Consider the following 18,122-nt stretch of genomic DNA (forward strand, 5'->3'; position numbering starts at 1 on the left):
AAGGATGTACCACTACGCCCGATGCCTGACGGCTTGCACAGGAACAGGGCGACAGGTGCCGCGGCAAGCGATGTCACGTCGCTATCTGTCGCGCCGCGCTTCTGGACCTCAGCCACTCCATCGTCACCAGAAGCAGGCTCGAAAATACAATCAGAATTGTCGCAAGGGCAGCAATCGTCGGCGTAATGTTTTCCCGGAGGCCGATGAACATCTGCAACGGCAATGTACCTTGTGTCGGACCCCCGATGAACATCGTGATGACGACATCATCGAGCGACGTGGCGAATGCAAACAGGGCTCCAGAAATAACGCCCGGCGCAATGATGGGCAGGGTGACGGAGAAGAACGTCGTGACGGGCGACGCACCGAGGCTCAGGCTCGCGCGCACGTAATTCTGGTTGAACCCGGCAAGGGTGGCGTTGACAGTGACCACCACGAATGGAGCCGCGATAGCGGTATGACCCAAAATCAGACCAAGGTACGACCCGGCTAACCCCCACTTCGCAAAGAACAGATACATCCCGACGGCAGTGACGATCACCGGCACGATCATCGGCGAGATCAAAATGCCGATCAGCGCGCCTTTGCCTTTGAACGTCGCCTTGTTGAGGCCCAACGCAGCCAACGTCCCGAGGACAGTGGCCAAGATCGTGGCAAGCGGGGTTACGATGAAACTGTTTTTTCCGGCACGAAGCCAGTCAATCGACGTAAACAGATTGTGGTACCACTTGAACGAGAACTTGTGTATCGGATAGACCAGGAATGTATTGTCCGTGAAAGAAAGCGGGATGATCACCAGTATCGGCAAGACCAGAAAAAGCAGGATCATGACATTGGTCGATCGCAAAAAGTAGTGCCACGCGATCTCGGGGGCCGATGTATAAGGTGCAAAACGCGATACGGTCGTTTTCATGGTCCTAACCTACCTTCAGTTCGTTGCCGACTATCTTTCGATAAACACCGAAGAGTATCAACGTCACGAGAAGCAGAACCGCTCCCAGTGCGCACGCCATCCCCCAGTTCAAGGCCACATTCGTGAAATAGGCGATGTAGTAGCTCACCATCTGGTCGCCGGCTCCGCCCAGCAATGCCGGAGTAATGTAGTAGCCCAAAGCCGTGATGAATACCAGCAGTCCGCCGGCGCCGACTCCTGGCAGCGTTTGCGGAAAGTAGACCTTCCAGAACGCGCCGAACGGGTGACTACCCAGCGAGATCGCTGCCTTCGTATAGCTGGCTGGCACCGATTTCATGACGCTGTACAGCGGCAGAATCATGAACGGCAGGAGGATATGAGTCATCGAGATCAGCACCCCCGTCCGGTTGAACAGCAGTGTCAATGGAGACGATATCAGGTCCAGCGACAGCAACGCCTTGTTGACGAGGCCCGATCCTTGAAGGATGACGATCCAGGCGGAGATCCGCACGAGGATCGAAGTCCAGAAGGGAAGGAGCACCAGGATCATCAGCAGATTTGCCTTACCCGCCGGCAGACTGGAGATCCAATATGCCAGGGGGTAGCCGAGGAGCAGCGCGGCGAGCGTTACCAGGCCGCTAATCACGAACGTTCGCTTGAATATCTCCCGATATGCCGAGGCGCCTGGATCAACCGGAACGATGTCACCGGCAGAATTGCGACGGAAGTCCATCGTCGCGAGGAGATACTGGCTTGTGTATCGGGATGAATCTTTAGCGATTACCTGCCAGTAACTAGGATCTTCCCAACGCCTGTCGATTTCGATCAGCTTTTGTCGAACCTCGTGCGCAGGCAGCGCTGAATCATCGTCGCCGAACGGAAGTGCGCTCGAAGTCTTGTAAAACAACGAACGGAAACCCGCCTTCTGCCCGTTCAGTCGACCGGCAGCGGTACCCGAACTGTTGTTCCCGCCGTTGCGCTCGATATCCAGCATCAGCCCGCGAAAAGCGTCATCGGGAACTGCCGATTTCCGATCCCAGTTTCGCAGCGCCGCCGTCGTGTGTGGCAACGCGTCAACGACTTCCGGACTCTGAATCGACCGCGAAATCATGGATGCAACGGGCATCACGAATACCAGAAAAATGAAAATAGCAAGAGGAGCGACCAGCGCCAGCGCCGCCATTTGCTTACGTAAATTCACGTTCCTAAGCGATCGCTTGAGCTCACGCAAATGCCAATCCTGCTGCTGAGTAGTTACCGCGCTCATGTCTCTCTCCTTCGCGTACCCATGCGTTCGAGCGATGGGTACGCGATTCGCGTTATTTCGCTGCCCACGCGGTGAAACGCTGTTCCAGCCCGTCGCCGTGGTCGGTCCAGAACTCTACGTCGTTGGGGATAGCGGTTTTGCTGTGCTTCGGCGAGTTAGGCAGGTTTTCAAGAGTGGCTGCATCGAGCAACTTTAAAGCGTTCTTGTTGGTTGGCCCGTACGGAATGAGCCGCGCGAACGCAGCTTGAGCCTGAGGTTCGAGCACGTAGGCAATGTACTTCTCGGCTGCATCCTTATTTTTCGAGCCCTTCGGAATCACGAAAAAGTCCAGCTCATAGATGCTTTGGTCCCACGAGATACCCAGGTTCTTGTTCCCTGCCCGCATTGCGGCGTCGATGCGGCCGTTATACGCGGTGGACATCGAAACGTCACCGGCGACCAGGAACTGCGGCGGCTGTGCGCCAGCCTCCCACCACTGAATGTGTGGCTTGAGCTCGTCCATCTTCTTGAACGCCCGATTGACGCCGGCCTCCGTGCCCAGCACGGTGTACACGTCTTTCGCCGGAACGCCATCTGCCATCAGTGCGAACTCGAGGTTATAACGCGCCTCCTTCTTCATGCCACGCTTGCCAGGAAATTTCTTGACGTCCCAAAAATCCTTCCAGCCCTGTGGCGTGCCCTTCGTCAGCGTCGGGTTGTATGCCAGCACGGTCGACCACACGAATGTGCCGGCAGCGCAGGGAGTCACCGATCCAGGCACCAGATCACCCTTTTTCGCGATCTTCGACCAGTCGAGCTTCTCGAAGAGTCCGTCCTGACAGCCGCGTCCGATGTCTGCCGACTCGACTTCAACGACGTCCCACGTGACATCTTTGGCGTCGACCATCGCTTTGACTTTGGCCATTTCGCCTGTGTACTCAATCGCAATCGTCGGAATACCGCTCGCTTTCGAGAACGGTTCAACCCAGGCAGCCTTCTGGGCATTCCCCACAGCGCCACCGTAATTGACCGTCGTAAGGCCGTCGGCCAATGCGAAAGCGGAACAACACATCATGGCAGCCACGCCGACCGTATTTCTAAAGAACCTCATTTCGTTCTCCTTGGCACAAGGTGATTTCGCTACGCGTGGTCAATTGAAAACTCTCAGATGATCTTCATGAAACGACAACGCGATTCGATTTCCCGGTTGGACATGGGCCGCCCCGTCCTGTCCGAGCGGAACCTTCACGAAACACTCTGTTTCTCCGGGGCAGCGGCAGCGTAGCCGGACGTGATCGCCGAAGTAGATCATCCCAAGCGTTTCGCTGTTGATGACATTGCGCTGCTGTTCGGATTGCCGTCCAATCGAGAGCCGCTCGGGACGGATCACCCCTGTGGCGTGGCTACCGACATTGAGCCCGGCAACATTCAGCGCACGTACGGTCGTACCGTCTGCAATGCGCAACTCGCAATAATTACCATCCCGGCTTACGACGGTGCCTTCCACCCGGTTACTGTCACCAATGAAGTTGGCTACAAACAGATTCTTCGGCGATTCGTAGAGCGAGTCGACCCGGTCGAGCTGTTGGATCACCCCCTGATCAAAAACCGCTACTCGATCAGACATCGTGAGCGCCTCACCTTGATCGTGTGTGACGTACACAAAGGTCAGGCCAAGAGATTCGTGCAATGCCTTGAGCTCTATCTGCATGTGCTCGCGCAGCTGTTTGTCCAGCGCGCCAAGCGGTTCGTCCATCAGCACAAGCTTTGGGTTGAACACCAACGCACGCGCAAGCGCCACTCGCTGTTGCTGACCGCCTGAGAGCTGACCTGGCATTCGCTTACCCAGCTTTTCCATGTGGACCATCTCGAGCGCCCGCTTGACGCGCGCGGCCCGCTCGTCTGGCGGCATCTTGCGAACCTTCAGGGGATACTCGAGGTTCTGTCCGACGGTCAGGTGTGGAAAGAGTGCATAGTTCTGAAATACCATTCCAATGTCGCGTTTATGCGGCGGAATACGATTAAGTAACTGACCATCCAGCCAGATTTCTCCATCGGTTGGGTATTCAAACCCGGCGAGCATCATGAGACAGGTGGTCTTTCCCGAGCCAGACGGACCAAGCAAAGTGAGAAACTCCCCCTTCTGGATGTTGAGATTCAGGTCTTTGACGACGAGTGTTTCTCCGTCGTATGTCTTCCGAACATTGCGGAAGCTCACAAATGTGTTGCCCTGGTCTTGCATGATCGTTACCCTCAATGTCTTTCGGTGCGGAAGGCACCTGGCAGCGCAGGCGGTAGTGCTGTGTCTGCAGATCGGCTGCGGCGACAGGGAGGCGCACAGGGCACCTCCTTCCCCGTGCCTCGCCATGGGCGTTTTCGCGCCATGTGCTGCGTAGCTCGATTGAGGTTCTCGATAACGATTTCTGCGCCTCGCCGGGTGTTTTCGGTACCCGGGAGCTTGCGGTGTCGTACGTGCATCTTCGTCTCCAATCTTATAAATATTCGAACACCCCTTCGCTACAGCCTTTTTTCTTCCAGGGTGCTTGCTGCTATCGGCCACGCCCACCCATCAGCGGAGCGGTCGCGATTTGTTCCGGCTTGCCCGCAACGGTGACGTGTTCAGCTGGGCAAGTACTCTTCGCACCAGCTTTCGCCGACCGCCCCTCGCGCAATCAACGTCGCAATCTGGGTATCGCTGTAGCCCATCTTGCGCAGAACCCCTCGGGTCGAGGCACCAAACTTTTCTGCTGGCGCCAGTGCGCGGATCGGAGCGACGTGAGGGCGAATCGCAAAAGGATCGAGTTGGATGACGCGTCGTCCACTCGGATGCTCGGCATACACACTGAATGAATAGCTGGCGTTATCGATACCCGGACGATTGTCTGCAGGGCGGCTGTAGCGTTGGCGCAAGTTGTCGATATTGTCCGGAATGGCTGCCGCCACATTGGCCGCTTGCAACCGCGTCTGCCAGGTTTCGGCGGAGACCGTGGCAAACGCGGAGCTGAGAAACGCTGCGGGATCTGCCGCGTCGCGGATGCCCGTCAGCCCCTCTACGGCGTTTAGCTTGTCCAGTTCCTTTTCGCTGGCGTCCACATACAACCAGTCATCCGCGGCCCGAAAGAAGCGTGACAGGTTGCCAAAGCCCTGGGCGCTACGGCCGGAAGGCTCATCGAACGGGGCCCGCCGTGGGTAGTCGTAGCAGAAGGGAATCTGCACCAGGTTGCCGAGCGATGCCAGGGAGGTCCGGGCACGGCTGATCTGGCCGGTTCTGGCTTTGCGATATAACGCGGCGGCAACGCCGAGCGCTGCAGCGAACCCGCAATTCACGTCAATGGTTCCGACGTGAGCGTGTTCCTCTGGCGTTGCCATGCCGCCGCCGAAGCGCAGCATGATGCCGGTGCTGGCCTGGATCAAGTCGTCGTAACCGAGATAATCGGTCCGCGGGCCGCGACGCGGTCCCCCAAAGCAATCCAGTTGACAGAAGATCACGCCAGGGTTGACGGCCTGGAGACTGGCTTCGTCAAGACCCAAAGGTGCCAGTTGACGATCCGGTGCATTCATCACGATCACATCAACCGAACGAACCAATCGGTTAAACACCTCGCGTCCGTCGGGGTGGTTCAGGTCGACCAGGACGCTTTGCTTGCCGCGGCCCGAAGACATGCCAAAGACCACTGTGTTCCAGGGATCATAGTTGGGCGTTACGGGGTCGAGCTTGATAACCTCGGCGCCGAACCGGCCAAGGTAGGAGGTCGAATGCGGACCCGCGATGACATTGGTCAGATCGAGGACACGCACACCGTCAAGCCAGCCGCCAACATGCTGTTCAGATGGGGGCGGCAGTGCCGTGGGCGCGCACTTATCCAGGATGGCCAGGGCTTCTTTGAGACTCACCGTGCGGCGTGAGTCGGGCGAGAGCATCAAGTCGGCACTGTCTTCCAGCCAGGCGATCGCGCCGGGCTGTTTCATGTTGCCGTACTGGTGGTCGTCGACATCGACCACCAGACCCGCGGCGTTGGCGTGCTCGTCATGCAACCATTCTTGAGTCGATCGGTGGGGCGCACCGGGAAACCGGCCTTCGCCGAAAATTTTTTCCCACTCGGTCGCTGTCCTGGTCAGGAACACCTCCCTCATGCGTGCCGAAATGCGCCGGGCCCAATGGGCAGGCAACGGGTAGACACCGAGTGAGGCATCCCCCTCCCACTGAGAGATAGGAAGGTAGGGGTCGCTCACTGTCGGCAGCCCGGCAGATAGCATTTCCTCGTACAACCCCATCGCCTGAAGGCAACGCCTGGCGTGCGAGCGGTGTGACGGGCATACCGCATAGAACTTGCGACCGTCCGCGCACTCGTACGTGCGGTAAAAGGGGTCGAGATATTCTTGCAGTTCTTCGTAGCTGAGGTTCATCGGAAGATTTTCCGACCGCCGCCGCTCAATTTCCTTTTCGCGCAAGGTCTTGTAGCGTTCGGGATAACCGTCGATCTTGATCGAGTTGTAAGACAGCCCCTCCATCACCGCCGCGGCCAGAGGCACCTCGATCTGATCACCCACTCCCGTGCGCTCCCGCGCTTGCAGAGCGAGTGCCACCGCGGAGACAGCCAGCATGGTGCCGTAGGACGAGGCTAGCGGCAGCGGCGAAAAACTCGGGTTTATCCCCATCAGTACGCGGTTCTGACCCATATCGGTGAATACCCCGGAGGCCGACGCAATAATCGGCTCGAGGGCGCGCCAGTGACGACGCAACTGGTCGTTGCTGGCGAAACCAGGGATGGACAGCGTAATGAGCTCGGGCCTTTGACGACGCAGCTCGGCGAAGTCCAGGCCCAACCGGGTCATGACGCCCGGCCGGAAGTTCTCGATCACGATATCGGCACGCGCGATGAATGCCATGGCCGCCTCGAGCCCCTGCGCGGACTTCAAGTCAAGCTGCAAGCAATACTTGTTGCGGTTCAGTACGGCATTGGCCGGGCTGTCCCAAAGCGGCCCAGCAGGGGGATCGATGTGAATGACGGTGGCGCCGAGATCCGCCAGGATCATCGCCACGGCCGGGCCGGCGATGTACTGGCCAAAGTCGATGACTTTCACGCCGCTAAAAGGCAGTTGATCATGCTTTCCCATGGCTCACCGACTCATCTCCAGGACCTGCAGATCTTTCGAAACGCAGGTCATCATTGTGGTGGGTCGCCGCCAGCACCAATCAACCGCATTTCGAATGCGAGGCGAGTGGCCTTGGCGACGAACTGGGGATCACTGTCGGATACAACGGGGAGCCGGTAAAGCAATAAAAAAAACGAGGATGGGGCTATTTTATTTATGGCTGAGGCCAACGGAGTGAACGCGCAGGAAAATGACCAGTCGATCACTGGCAGCCCGGCGAAATGGACGTGCGATGTCAACCTGCCTGATCAGTTTCGCGCACGCCCCTCCTGAGCCTTCGCACTCAACCAGGCCACGAACGCCGCGGCATCAGGGTTGACGATGCTGTGAGGAGAATAGACCAGGTAGAAAGCTTCACTGGTCGTAAGCCGGGATTTGAAAGGCGCTATCAGTTGCCCGGTGTCCAGCATCGACTGGACCAGCGACGAGCGCGCCAAGGCCACCCCTTGACCAAGCTCGGCCATTCTCAAAGCAGAGATCAAGGTATCGAACTGCATTCCCTTCGAAGAGTCGACCTGTCCCGCGCCTGCTTTCTTCAACCAGTATCCCCAGCCCTCCTCGTAGCCCAGGACGTGGAGTAGTTCGTGGTAACGGAGATCCTTCGGAGTAGCAAGTGGCGCCTGTTCGGAGGGCAAGAATGGGGCGCAGACCGGCAGCAACGTATCCCAGGTCAGCCGCTCGGCCTTGAGTCCCGTCCATTCTCCATGTCCATAGCGGATTTCCATATCGGCTTCGACGTCGGTCACGCTCGAATCACCCCCCCATATGTTGCTGGTGATCCGCAGATTGACCTCGGGGTGGCGTTCACGAAAGTCGGGTAAGCGCATTGCCAGCCAATGGGTAAAAAACACCAGGCTGACCCGAACGGTAAGGACTCTGCCGTGACCTTGCCCGAAGATCTCTTCAGTTGCGGCCGCCAGACGCTCTACGGCCTCGTGGACAACCGGCAAATAGGCTAGCCCGGCCTCAGTGAGCTCGAGTCCTCTTGGCAAGCGCTTAAAGAGGACTGCCCCCAACTGCGACTCGAGTCCCTTCACCTGTTGGCTTACCGCCGCCTGGGTCAGGCTCAACTCTGTCGCCGCATGGGTGAAACTGAGATGCCGGGCAGAGGATTCAAATGCGCGCAACCAGTTAAGCGGAGGTAATCGTTTTCTCATTCTGCAGACCGTTTGACTAAAGCTGTCCGACTTCGTGGATCAGTTGCGTGTTGCGGCATCTCAAGATCCACTAGACCCGCGGACGCGGCGGCATTCCCTGGCGTCGACGAGTGCCTGCTCACTCCATCCAATTGGGCAATCGAACCTATGTTAGCGCGGAATTTCGAACACTCTGAAACGACAAGCCTGGTGGGGCGGTTTCAAGAACGAAGTGCAACACTGGGTTCAATGGATGGGAGTTGAGGACTGACTGGCGGCTGCGAGCATCGCGGCGAACACCCGGAGCGGCGAGTGAGAGTCGAGCGTCGCACGGGGGTCGATGGTTGAGGCTATCGGCGATCGCATCGAGTTCGTCCTGGCTGTAGATCGATAGATCGGTGCCCTTGGGTAGGTACTGGCGCAGCAGCCCGTTGGTGTTCTCACAGGTGCCGCGCTGCCAGGGGCTGTGCGGGTCGCAGAAGTAGACCTTCACGCCGGTGGCGGCAGAGAGTTCGTGATGGCGGGTCATCTCCTTGCCCTGGTCGTAGGTAAAGCTCTGGCGCAGCGGTGCGGCAATCGAGTTGAGTTTGGCAGTGAAGCCGGCCAGGGCCGACGCGGCGGTGGCATCTTTGCTGATCAGGAAGTCGCTTCGCCCCGCGTCGCTGCAGGAACTACGGTTTCGGGACCGATTGCAGGCAATGTCCGCTGAAAACCCGACCTCGTGGACGACGAGGCGGTGGCATTAACGTCGCAGCGGTCGGATGGCAGCGGCGGAGTGCTGCGCCGCTGCCATCCGGCCGGTCCATGCGAAAACTTACCGGATTCCGGTTGACCTTCGGTGGCAAGCGCGTTCCTGTCAAATCTCGCGCATGCGCTGGACTGGCGGAATGCGCGTTTCCCACTGCGCCCCAATCACTGCGAAGACAACTGAGAGCAACGCCACGCCGACCACGGTAGTCAAATAAAGCCAGGGCATGCTGACAGATTCGGGCGGTGGATCGAAAACTCCGGTCAGGAGCTTGACCAGCATCCATGCGAGCGCAAAACCGGTCAGTAAGCCGATGCTGGTCCCGGTGACAAGGAGCAGTAGGGCCTCGCTCCACAGAAACGCGCCGAGCTGCCGGGGTTTCGCACCGAGGGCTGAAAGAATGGCAAAGGTGCGCCGCCGGTCGGCAATACCGAGCGCGAGAACGAGCCCCGCCGCGCCGGCCACCATAACGACGGCGAAGCCAAGCTCCAGTCGCGTCAGGCCGCCAAGGTCGACGGCGGTCAGACTGGATCCGATCAGATGCTGGGCCTGCCCCACATCGCTGACCTGCACCGCTGCCAGCGAGGCAACAATGCCCCGCGCCGCGGAAGCAATTTGCGCGGGGGAGGTGGACGTCTTCAACAGAACGATTTCCGCTGCATCCGCACCGGTCTGCTGTCCCACGTAACGGGCATTCGCGACCAGAAAGGAGTCACGGGGCGCGGTCGGGAATTCACGGACGACGCCAATGAAGTGGAACCGGACAACATGATACTGGTGATCGTGTGCATTTTGCAGACGCAGATTGAGCTCATCACCCGCCTGCAACTGAAAATCCCTGACGGTTTCTTCCGCAACGAGAATGCCGTCGGTTGTTCGCGCGAGCTCGTCCAGCGTCTGTTTCGCATTGCCGCCCACGAAATACGCATTTGACATCCTCGTTGCCTCCCCGATGTGCCTGGCGTCGATGCCATACAGGTCCTGCAGGTCCGTGCCGACGTAGGCGAGCCGGTGCTGCATCGACTGCGCCGCGCTCACACCCGGGAGTGCCGCGAGTTCCCTGAGTTTCGTTGACGCCGGTGCCTGCGACGTGCCGGTGACCGTCACGTCTGCGCCGTTCGTGAGTTCAGCGTCGACGCGCGTCTGCGCGTTGTAGGTTGTGTTGAAGATGGCGGTCGATGTTGCGAAAGCAAAGGCCAGCGCGACCAGGGCGATACCCTGTGTCATGCGTTTCCGCTGTCGGCTGAGGGCCGCGGCAACAATGCCCGCCAGGGAGCCCGCAATGGGGTCCAGCCACCTGGCCAGACGTGCCCGACCCCGCCTGAGTCCCGTCAGGCACACCCTGACCGCCAGCAGGCCGAGACCCAGCCATAGCAGAACGGGCGCGAGAAAGGCCGGGTAATCGATCGATGATGACGGCGTTCCCTCGGGCGCCAGCACGACCTGATAGCCCGTACTCCATGTTCTCCAGAAGATGACAGCCGACAGGGCAATGAAAATGAAATCGAGGCCGATGCGTTGCCAGAGCGCGGCGTGATCGTAGCCGATCGTCATCCGGGCGGTCGCGACCGTGGTCTGCCTGGCATCGATCCAGGCTGTGGCAAGCATGATGGCAGGGGCGAGCACAACACCAGCCAGGGCGGCGGCGATCCAGCCGACAGCGGAAACAGCGAGCATATCCACGCCGAGCAGCATGCGCGACACGAGCGTCGCAAGGACCAGTCCGGCAATCGTGCCGCCCATACCCACGCACGCGGCTTCGACCGCCGCCAGTTTCATGATCCGCGCGCGCGAGGCGCCACGAATTCGCAGCAGCGCCTGATCGCGCCGGCGCCGGCCGGCGCCGGATGCCACCACCGCCATCGTCAGGAAGGTGGCGAGGAGCGCCCCCGGTGCGCCGAGAAAGAGAAACAGGACCTTGGCGTACAGCGCGTCACTGCGTACCGCGTCGAGCCTGGCCGCCAGATTGTCCGCCACGATACCATTGCCCGCGATGCGAGCCTCGAGGTTCCTCGCCGCACCCAGTACCGCCTCAAAAGCCGCCTGCGGATCGCCTGGAAGCCGGTCATGCGCCAAGCGGACATGCAGCTGTACGCGAATCGAATCCGGCCTGATCGCCGCCTGCGGGTCAAACAGGCGGTGCCACTCGTCAATGGGCATCAACAGCACATTGTCGGGTGGCGCTTGCGGTGCCGCCCCGGCCGGAACCCCGACCGCCTGGAACAGCGAGTCAGCATGCGGCAGATCGACAATGCCAGCCACCCTGACATCGACGGGCGCCAGGCCGATACGGTGGATCGTCACTGCGTCGCCGACCGTCACATGCAAATTGGCCGCCGTCTGTTGTGCGATGAGCACGCCATCCAGGCGGCCGAGCAGGGTCCGGAACTGCGCTGGATAGTCGCGCACATAGGCAGCATCGAGGCCAAGCACCTTGCCTTTGCCGGTCGTCTGCACGCTTGCGCCGGTATGGGCCTCGAAACCCGCGACATCGGCATAGCCGACCGTCTGCAGCCGGGAAACTGTTGCGGCCTGTCCAATGGCTGCCGTGACCGACTGGGCGGTGGTCGCGGAGACCAGTTGCACCTGCCAGTCAACCGGTACGCCCGCGATGGCGCGGCGCGTCATGGAAGCGGTGCTTTGGGCCAGAAATGCGCCGAGCGAGGCCAGCAACGCGACGGTGATCGCGATGCCCGCCGCTGCGCCTGCGAGGCGCGCCTTGCGTTCCTGGACCAGCCCCAAAAACCACAGCCAGGTCATATCGCCCCCGCAGTGTTGGGAGCGTCGATGAGCGTGCCGCGCTCGAGATACCAGACGCTATCCATGCGTTCCGCAACCGCCCGATCATGGGTGGCGATGACGAGTGCCGTCCCGGTGCCGGCGAGATGGGCCACCAGTGCGTCAAGGAAGGCGCGGCCGGTCGGCTGATCGAGTTGGCCAGTCGGCTCGTCGGCGAGGATCACGCGCGGGTTTCCGACGATCGCCCGTGCCATCGCGACACGCTGCATCTGACCACCCGACAGCTCTTCGGGCAGCCTGGCCAGCAGGCGCTCAAGACCAAAGGTGGCGAGCGCATCCGCCACCGCCTTGCCGATATCGCAGGTCGCTTTCGCCATCAGCAGCGGCAGTGCGACGTTCTCACTCACCGTCAACGGCTCCAGCAAGCTCGGCACCTGGAACACCAGCGAAATTTTCGCGGGCAGAAGCGTGTCCGCGGCGCCTAACGCGGGCCAACAGATCGCGCCGCTTGTCGGCGCGTCGAGTCCTGCCATGAGGTGCAACAAGGTCGACTTGCCACTCCCGGATCTCCCGACAAGGGCGACATGATCGCCCGCGTGCAGGCGGAATGTCGCAGACGCGACTGCGGCGACAGACACCCTGCCTTGCTGATAGCGCCGGCCCACTGACTGGGCCTTGATCAGGGTGTCAGACATGGGTGAGGGCGCCCATCCTGAATGCCGAGCAGACGGTCGGCATGTGACGCCAGTGCCATGCTGTGCGTCGCGATCAGGACTGCGACTCCGGCGCGGCATCGTTCCATCAAATGGTTCAGGATGTCCGTTTCGGTGGCCGCGTCCACCTCCGCTGTCGGTTCGTCTGCCAGCAGCACGCGAGGATTCGACGACAGGGCAACCGCCAGCCCGGCGCGCGCCGCTTCGCCGCCCGACAGTTGCGAGGGGCGTGCGCGGCGTTGCCCGCCCAGTCCCATCACCTCGAGCAGGTGATCGATCGTCCGTTGGCTGGACTGCCTGGACAGTGACATCTGCAGCCGCATATGGGCCTCCACCGTGAGGTGCTCGAACAGGTTGCCCGATTGCATCAGGATACCGATGTGCCGCGCGCGCAACGCGGCGCGAACCGCTTCGGGCCGTCGCGACAGGCGCAGCCCCATCACCTCGACATGTCCCCCATCCGGTTCATCCAGCCCGGCCAGGCAAGCCAGAAGCGTGGACTTGCCGCTTCCGGAAGGCCCCATCAGCGCGACGAATTCTCCTGCCCGGAGTCGCAGCGACACACCGCGCAACGCGGCCGTTTCGTCATCGCCGCTACGGAAGAAACGGTAGAGTTCAAACGCTTCCAGCGGCTGCGCGTCAACGCCATTGGAACGAATCTGAGATGAGTTTCCATTGATCGGCATTGTCGGCTCCAAGCGGGGCAGAGAGATCAAGGGTAGCGAGCTTGCCGCCCCGGTAGATCAGATAGCGATGTCTCTCCAGGCGCAACTGTCTGTTGGTGACCGGGTTGGGTCCGGAATTCGATGTGTAGACGATCAGAAGCGCTGGGCCGGATCGCAGCATGACCTGCCTGATCGCCGCTATCCTGACTGCACGACCGCCCTGGACGAGATCCGCCGCCTCATGACTGGCTATGGAGGTGGCAGTGGGAGCACGGGGAGCGGATGTGACGGTGACGTCGACCGCGTTGTATTTGTCCGAGAAGCCTGCCCCATCGGGATGATCCGTTCGCGCCCAGCCTTCAGGTACCTTGAGCGAGAAACCCAGTGGCGAGGCGTAGGTGATGAAGACCTGGGTCTCTGGAATGTCGCCGGGTGGATTCTTTTCCGGCGTGACCGGCCGTTCTGTTGCCATCGCTGGCGTGCCCGCGATTTGCGTCGCGCTGCCGATCAGGGCAGCGACGGCAAAGATGGCCATGGGCAGTAACCGGAAGTACCCCTTGATCCGAGTTCTGCCTTGCATAGTGCCTCCTGTCCTGTAATCGCGCTGCGCCCGTTACTTCTGCCACGCAAAAATCAGCTGCTCGTGCCTGTGCGGTTTGATCCGCACCACGCGCTGCTTCGTGTCGCCCTGCCGGTCAATACTCACGGTATATTTTCCTGCCGATAATTTCGCGAGGAGGAAGGGGCCATCGGCGGTGGTATTGAGAACGGCCTTGCCTTCCTGGTTTTTTATCAGAACCCTGACATCAGACACGTATTCATTCTGTGACGTGGCCGCACGGGCAAATTCCAGTTCCAGCGGATACTGCACGGCGACCTGCCTGATGGCGTTTGCTTCATCCAGTCCAATCCCGCCGCTGGCATACGCTACGGCACCCTGCATTCGCTCGGTTGGGACGCCAGTTTGCGCACCAGCATGGAGACCACCCCCACCAGGGTTGCCACAACCATTGCTGTCTCAGGCGTGACAGTTTTCATCGCGAATCTCCCAGCCATCTGATAAGGGAAGATCGTGTCCGGGAGCCGGCGCATGCTTTGGGGGCATGCGCCGGCAGGCTCACACAGCCTTCGTGCCAGCGACTTTCTCATTGTTCTTTCATTTCCTGCTGCCTGGTCTCTTTCGCGTCATTCATCTCCTGCTTCCTGTTCTCACGTTTTTCTTCTTTCATTTCCCGTTTGCTACTCTCGCGTTGATATTTGCTGGCAGGAGTGGCTTGCGGGTGGGAAGCGGTCTCCCCGACACCCGAAGCAATCGTGTCAGCGGCCGCCGCAGCGAAAGTCACCGTGAAAAATGCCGCGGCAACGATGATTAACAGTAGTCTGCTCATTTCGATTCCTTTCACGAAGCCAGATCAGTTGAGGTTCGTGTCGCCGCTCTCCTGGCGGCTTCACGTCGATCGTTCTGCGTTGCTGAATATTGATATGTCCGTGGCCGGCTATTTCTCGGTTTCCTCTTCGTCGCTGGCAGTCTCCACGTGCACAATCGCCCCGTTGCCCGCATCGATCTTCACGTCCTTGATGTCGTTGCTGGTGGTCTTGATCTCCACGCTGTACACCAGGTTGCCGTTTTCGTTGTCGAGGGCGACCTTGAGCACGGTTCCGGGTACCTGGGCCAAAGCGGCTGAGGTCGCCCGGGTCGCGTCGATCCTTGCCAGCGCGGCAAGCCGGGCCGCTTCACCACGTTTCCCGTTCTGCTGCTCCGGCACCTTGATGCTGGACTGATAGGCCGGGGCCTGGGTATGGCCGTCGCCGGCCGCGGATGCGCCGCCAGACAGTCCGAAGCCCACGGTAAGCGCGCCCATCGCCATACCTAGCCGTTGCTTCCCGTTCATTGTCCATACTCCCTGAGCGAACCGTTTGCGTTGCAAGGCCGACTCGATGCCGATGTCCGCGTCAGCGCTGCGACACCGCGAACGGACATCGGCATGCCTGCTCCACAGAGCCTATAGTGGTCGCTCAATCTTGCCCGGATCTTTCCCGGACATTACATCGAGGTAAGGTACCCGGACAGTCCACCCCGCGCCGGGTGGCGATGTTGCTGTACCCGCGGTTGGCCCGCGTCACCGTGCGCGTTGACCAATGCCCATCGCCGGTCGGTCGGTTTCCGGCGGAAACACGCACCACGAGCCATCGTCATGTCGAAAGAATAGGATGGTCAACGTGCCGGCCGGTCGAGATGTCTCGACGCGTACATAGCGTTTCCGGGTGGAACGCGTGCGACTGAACCGGGTGACGTGAGCAGGCGTCGCCGGGCCTGGCGCAAGCCATTTGTCGACCAGCCAGTGCAAGGATTTGTCGCCGGTGTTCATCCGCTTCTCCTTCAGAGATCCTGCGCTGGGACGGGAGTTCGCATGCGGGCCCCACAGCAACTATTTTGGTTGCTGAATCTTGCCGGGACGTTTCCCGAACGTTACGTCCGGGTAAGCGTTGACTGGTCGTTCGGGGGGAACGGGCTCCCGCCCGGAAAGGCGACGGGAAGCGTGACGGTGAAGACGGACCCGGCGCCCAGATTGCTCGACGCTGTGACGCGGCCCTGGTGCGCTTCGACGACGGCCTTCACGAGGCTAAGGCCCAGTCCCAAGCCCCGCTGCGAGCGGCTGCGATCGCCGCGAAACAGCCGGTCCCAGCTTTTCGATAACTCGTCGGGCGTCATGCCGATGCCCGTGTCCGCGACGCGGATCACCATCGTGTTCTGCGAAGCGTAGGCTTCCACCTCGACCCGGCCGCCCGCCGGCGTGTATTTGATGGCGTTGTCCAGCAGATTCCCCATGACCTGGCGAAGGCGGTTGCGGTCCGCTGTCAACCACATGTGCGGCGGTGCGACGATCGAGACGGCAATGGCCTTTTCTTCAGCCACAAGCTGGTAGAGGTCGACGGCATCGGCCAGGAGAGTCGGGATGTCTACCGGTTCCAGGTGCAATTTGAGCGTGCCCGTTTCTGCCTCGGATATGTCCATCAACGTGTTCAGCATCTGAAGCAGTTGATCCGATTCTTCCACGCAGTCCGCCAGCGCCTCCCGGCAACTATCCGGGTCGCGCTCCGAGCGCAGCGCGATTTCCGCGATGCCACGGATGCGGGCCACCGGCGTGCGTAAATCATGGGCGACGTTGTCAAGCGCGTTGCGCATGCCCTGGATTAACGTCGCAATCTTGTTCAGCATCCTGTTGAACAGCTTGCCGAGCTCGTCCAGTTCGTCACCGGTCTCGCGGACTGGCACCCGCGCCTCCATGGCCCCTGCCTCGATCGCATGGACGGCCTGAATGAGTTGGCGAACCGGTCGCAGGGATCGTCGCGCGAGAAACACTCCGCCGAACACGCCGACAACAACCATCGGGACCATGACCCCGGCGACGATCCGCCCAAAGCTCTCCAGGACGCTGTCGCGCTGCTCGGTGCTTTTGCCGACCTGCAGTATGCCGCCGTCGGGCAGACGGGTGCCGGCAATCTCGAGAACCGCCTCATCGTCCTGTGCCGGCACACGGATCAGATCGCCGGGAGCGGCGAGCGGTGCGCGCTCGAGCCGGCTTACGTCGAACGCCGCCCACTGATCCGGGATCTGAAGGAAGACTGTCGTATTGCGTGGTCCGGCAATGCGGATAAAGAACGGCTTTGACTTCCGTAGCCGGGTCTCCAGAGCCAGTTCCTTTTTCAGGCCGGCGAGGTCGCTTGCCTGATATTGGGCGGCCAGTTGGTGAAGCCGCTGCTCAACGTCGTCGCGATCATGCTGTTGCAGCGTGGAGGCGAGCAGAAAATAGGCGAGTGCGAAAAGCAAGGTGGTGCTGAGAATGAAGCACGCCGAGTACCACAGCGCGAGTCGAAAGCTGATCGTCTTGCGGAGGGGATCAAGGGCCTTTAAGAACATACCCCACTCCCCGGATGGTATGTATTATCTTCACCGGAAAATCACGATCAACCTTGTTGCGCAGGCGGCAGACCAGCACGTCGACCACGTTGGTCTGCGGCTCGAAGCTGTAATCCCACACATGCTCCAGGATCATCGTCTTCGACACCGGGCGGTTCGCATTGCGCATCAGGTACTCGAGCAGGGACAGTTCACGCGGCTGCAGATCGAGCCTGTGGTCCCCCCGCGATACTTCGCGTGCGAGCAGATCGAGCGTCAGTTCACCGACGACCAGTCGGGTCGGCTCGGAAGCGCCGGTGCTCCGGCGGATCAGCGCGCCGACGCGCGCCAGCAGTTCAGTCAGCGCAAAAGGCTTGGTCAGGTAGTCGTCGCCCCCCGTCTGGAGACCCTTGACCCGATCATCGACGGTGCGTCTGGCACTGAGGATGATGACCGGTGTGGTGACTTTCTCACGGCGCAGTGTCTCGATGAGCGAAAGTCCGTCCAGTCGGGGCAGCATGATATCGATGACGGCTGCATCATAGGCGGTCGCGAGCGCCAGATCCAGTCCGCTCGCGCCGTCTTCCGCATGGTCGACCGCGAAGCCGGCCTGCTGCAGCGCCGTCACGACAAACGAGCCAATCTTCCGATCGTCTTCAACGACCAGCACGCGCATGATGGTTCTTCCTCGCCGTCCCCGGTCGGGACCTTTTCCGCAGGAGCATTCCGGATCTGCCGGACATTGTACGACTCGAGCGGGCGGGGGGCGGCAGCGATCGCGTGACGCATTTCAATCTGCCAGTTCATGCCGGCAGGAAGACCGTCCGGACCATCTTGCCCGGTTCTTGTGACGGGAGCCGCAGTCGGCATTGCGACGGTCCGGGCCCGGCGTCCATAGCAGCCA

The 18,122-nt window shown here is 60.7% G+C and carries 16 protein-coding genes and 1 pseudogene; all 17 read right to left on the reverse strand.

Annotated features, from left to right (window positions below; all coding sequences use genetic code 11):
• Positions 1–73: 73 nt before the first annotated feature.
• The 17 genes and pseudogenes from OKW30_RS08730 to OKW30_RS08810 all read right to left on the reverse strand — a co-directional run bounded on the left by OKW30_RS08730 (position 74) and on the right by OKW30_RS08810 (position 17,894).
• Positions 74–913, reverse strand: coding sequence for an ABC transporter permease (locus tag OKW30_RS08730; protein WP_429346519.1), 840 nt, complete (start codon positions 911–913; stop codon positions 74–76).
• Between the two features lie 4 nt (positions 914–917).
• On the reverse strand, positions 918–2,180 hold the full coding sequence (locus OKW30_RS08735; RefSeq protein WP_429293056.1) for an ABC transporter permease: 1,263 nt from the start codon (positions 2,178–2,180) through the stop codon (positions 918–920).
• A gap of 52 nt (positions 2,181–2,232) precedes the next feature.
• Positions 2,233–3,270, reverse strand: coding sequence for a polyamine ABC transporter substrate-binding protein (locus OKW30_RS08740; RefSeq protein ID WP_184073911.1), 1,038 nt, complete (start codon positions 3,268–3,270; stop codon positions 2,233–2,235).
• A gap of 39 nt (positions 3,271–3,309) precedes the next feature.
• Positions 3,310–4,401, reverse strand: a complete 1,092-nt coding sequence (locus OKW30_RS08745) for an ABC transporter ATP-binding protein (protein WP_429346520.1) — start codon at positions 4,399–4,401, stop codon at positions 3,310–3,312.
• Between the two features lie 377 nt (positions 4,402–4,778).
• On the reverse strand, positions 4,779–7,277 hold the full coding sequence (locus OKW30_RS08750; protein ID WP_429346521.1) for a CoA transferase: 2,499 nt from the start codon (positions 7,275–7,277) through the stop codon (positions 4,779–4,781).
• A gap of 287 nt (positions 7,278–7,564) precedes the next feature.
• The gene (gcvA, locus tag OKW30_RS08755) at positions 7,565–8,473 is read right to left on the reverse strand and encodes a transcriptional regulator GcvA (RefSeq protein ID WP_090805019.1); all 909 of its coding nucleotides are present in this window, start codon (positions 8,471–8,473) and stop codon (positions 7,565–7,567) included.
• Between the two features lie 313 nt (positions 8,474–8,786).
• Positions 8,787–9,080: pseudogene (locus OKW30_RS08760) on the reverse strand (IS30 family transposase); the annotation flags it as partial.
• 228 nt (positions 9,081–9,308) lie between these two features.
• Positions 9,309–11,960, reverse strand: a complete 2,652-nt coding sequence (locus tag OKW30_RS08765; protein ID WP_429346522.1) for an FtsX-like permease family protein — start codon at positions 11,958–11,960, stop codon at positions 9,309–9,311.
• A complete protein-coding gene (locus tag OKW30_RS08770; protein ID WP_429346523.1) occupies positions 11,957–12,634 on the reverse strand; it encodes an ABC transporter ATP-binding protein in 678 nt (225 codons plus the stop codon). Before OKW30_RS08770 ends, OKW30_RS08765 begins: the two co-directional genes overlap by 4 nt.
• Positions 12,619–13,338 carry an ABC transporter ATP-binding protein gene (locus OKW30_RS08775; RefSeq protein WP_429346524.1) on the reverse strand — a complete coding sequence of 240 codons (720 nt, stop codon included), beginning with the start codon at positions 13,336–13,338 and terminating at the stop codon, positions 12,619–12,621. Before OKW30_RS08775 ends, OKW30_RS08770 begins: the two co-directional genes overlap by 16 nt.
• Positions 13,292–13,897 carry a hypothetical protein gene (locus tag OKW30_RS08780; protein WP_429346525.1) on the reverse strand — a complete coding sequence of 202 codons (606 nt, stop codon included), beginning with the start codon at positions 13,895–13,897 and terminating at the stop codon, positions 13,292–13,294. Before OKW30_RS08780 ends, OKW30_RS08775 begins: the two co-directional genes overlap by 47 nt.
• 33 nt (positions 13,898–13,930) lie before the next feature.
• Positions 13,931–14,260, reverse strand: a complete 330-nt coding sequence (locus tag OKW30_RS08785; protein WP_184073921.1) for a carboxypeptidase regulatory-like domain-containing protein — start codon at positions 14,258–14,260, stop codon at positions 13,931–13,933.
• A 202-nt stretch (positions 14,261–14,462) separates the two neighbouring features.
• Positions 14,463–14,705: a hypothetical protein gene (locus OKW30_RS08790; RefSeq protein ID WP_184073923.1), complete on the reverse strand. Its 243-nt coding sequence runs from the start codon at positions 14,703–14,705 to the stop codon at positions 14,463–14,465.
• A 108-nt stretch (positions 14,706–14,813) separates the two neighbouring features.
• Positions 14,814–15,209, reverse strand: a complete 396-nt coding sequence (locus OKW30_RS08795; protein ID WP_184073925.1) for a PepSY domain-containing protein — start codon at positions 15,207–15,209, stop codon at positions 14,814–14,816.
• A 228-nt stretch (positions 15,210–15,437) separates the two neighbouring features.
• Positions 15,438–15,686, reverse strand: coding sequence for a hypothetical protein (locus tag OKW30_RS08800; RefSeq protein WP_184073927.1), 249 nt, complete (start codon positions 15,684–15,686; stop codon positions 15,438–15,440).
• Positions 15,687–15,787: 101 nt separating this feature from the next.
• Positions 15,788–17,239, reverse strand: a complete 1,452-nt coding sequence (locus tag OKW30_RS08805) for a sensor histidine kinase (protein ID WP_429293048.1) — start codon at positions 17,237–17,239, stop codon at positions 15,788–15,790.
• A complete protein-coding gene (locus tag OKW30_RS08810) occupies positions 17,220–17,894 on the reverse strand; it encodes a response regulator (RefSeq protein ID WP_429346526.1) in 675 nt (224 codons plus the stop codon). Before OKW30_RS08810 ends, OKW30_RS08805 begins: the two co-directional genes overlap by 20 nt.
• Positions 17,895–18,122: the final 228 nt, after the last annotated feature.

This window comes from Paraburkholderia sp. Clong3, assembly GCF_050436485.1.
GTDB lineage: Bacteria > Pseudomonadota > Gammaproteobacteria > Burkholderiales > Burkholderiaceae > Paraburkholderia > Paraburkholderia tuberum.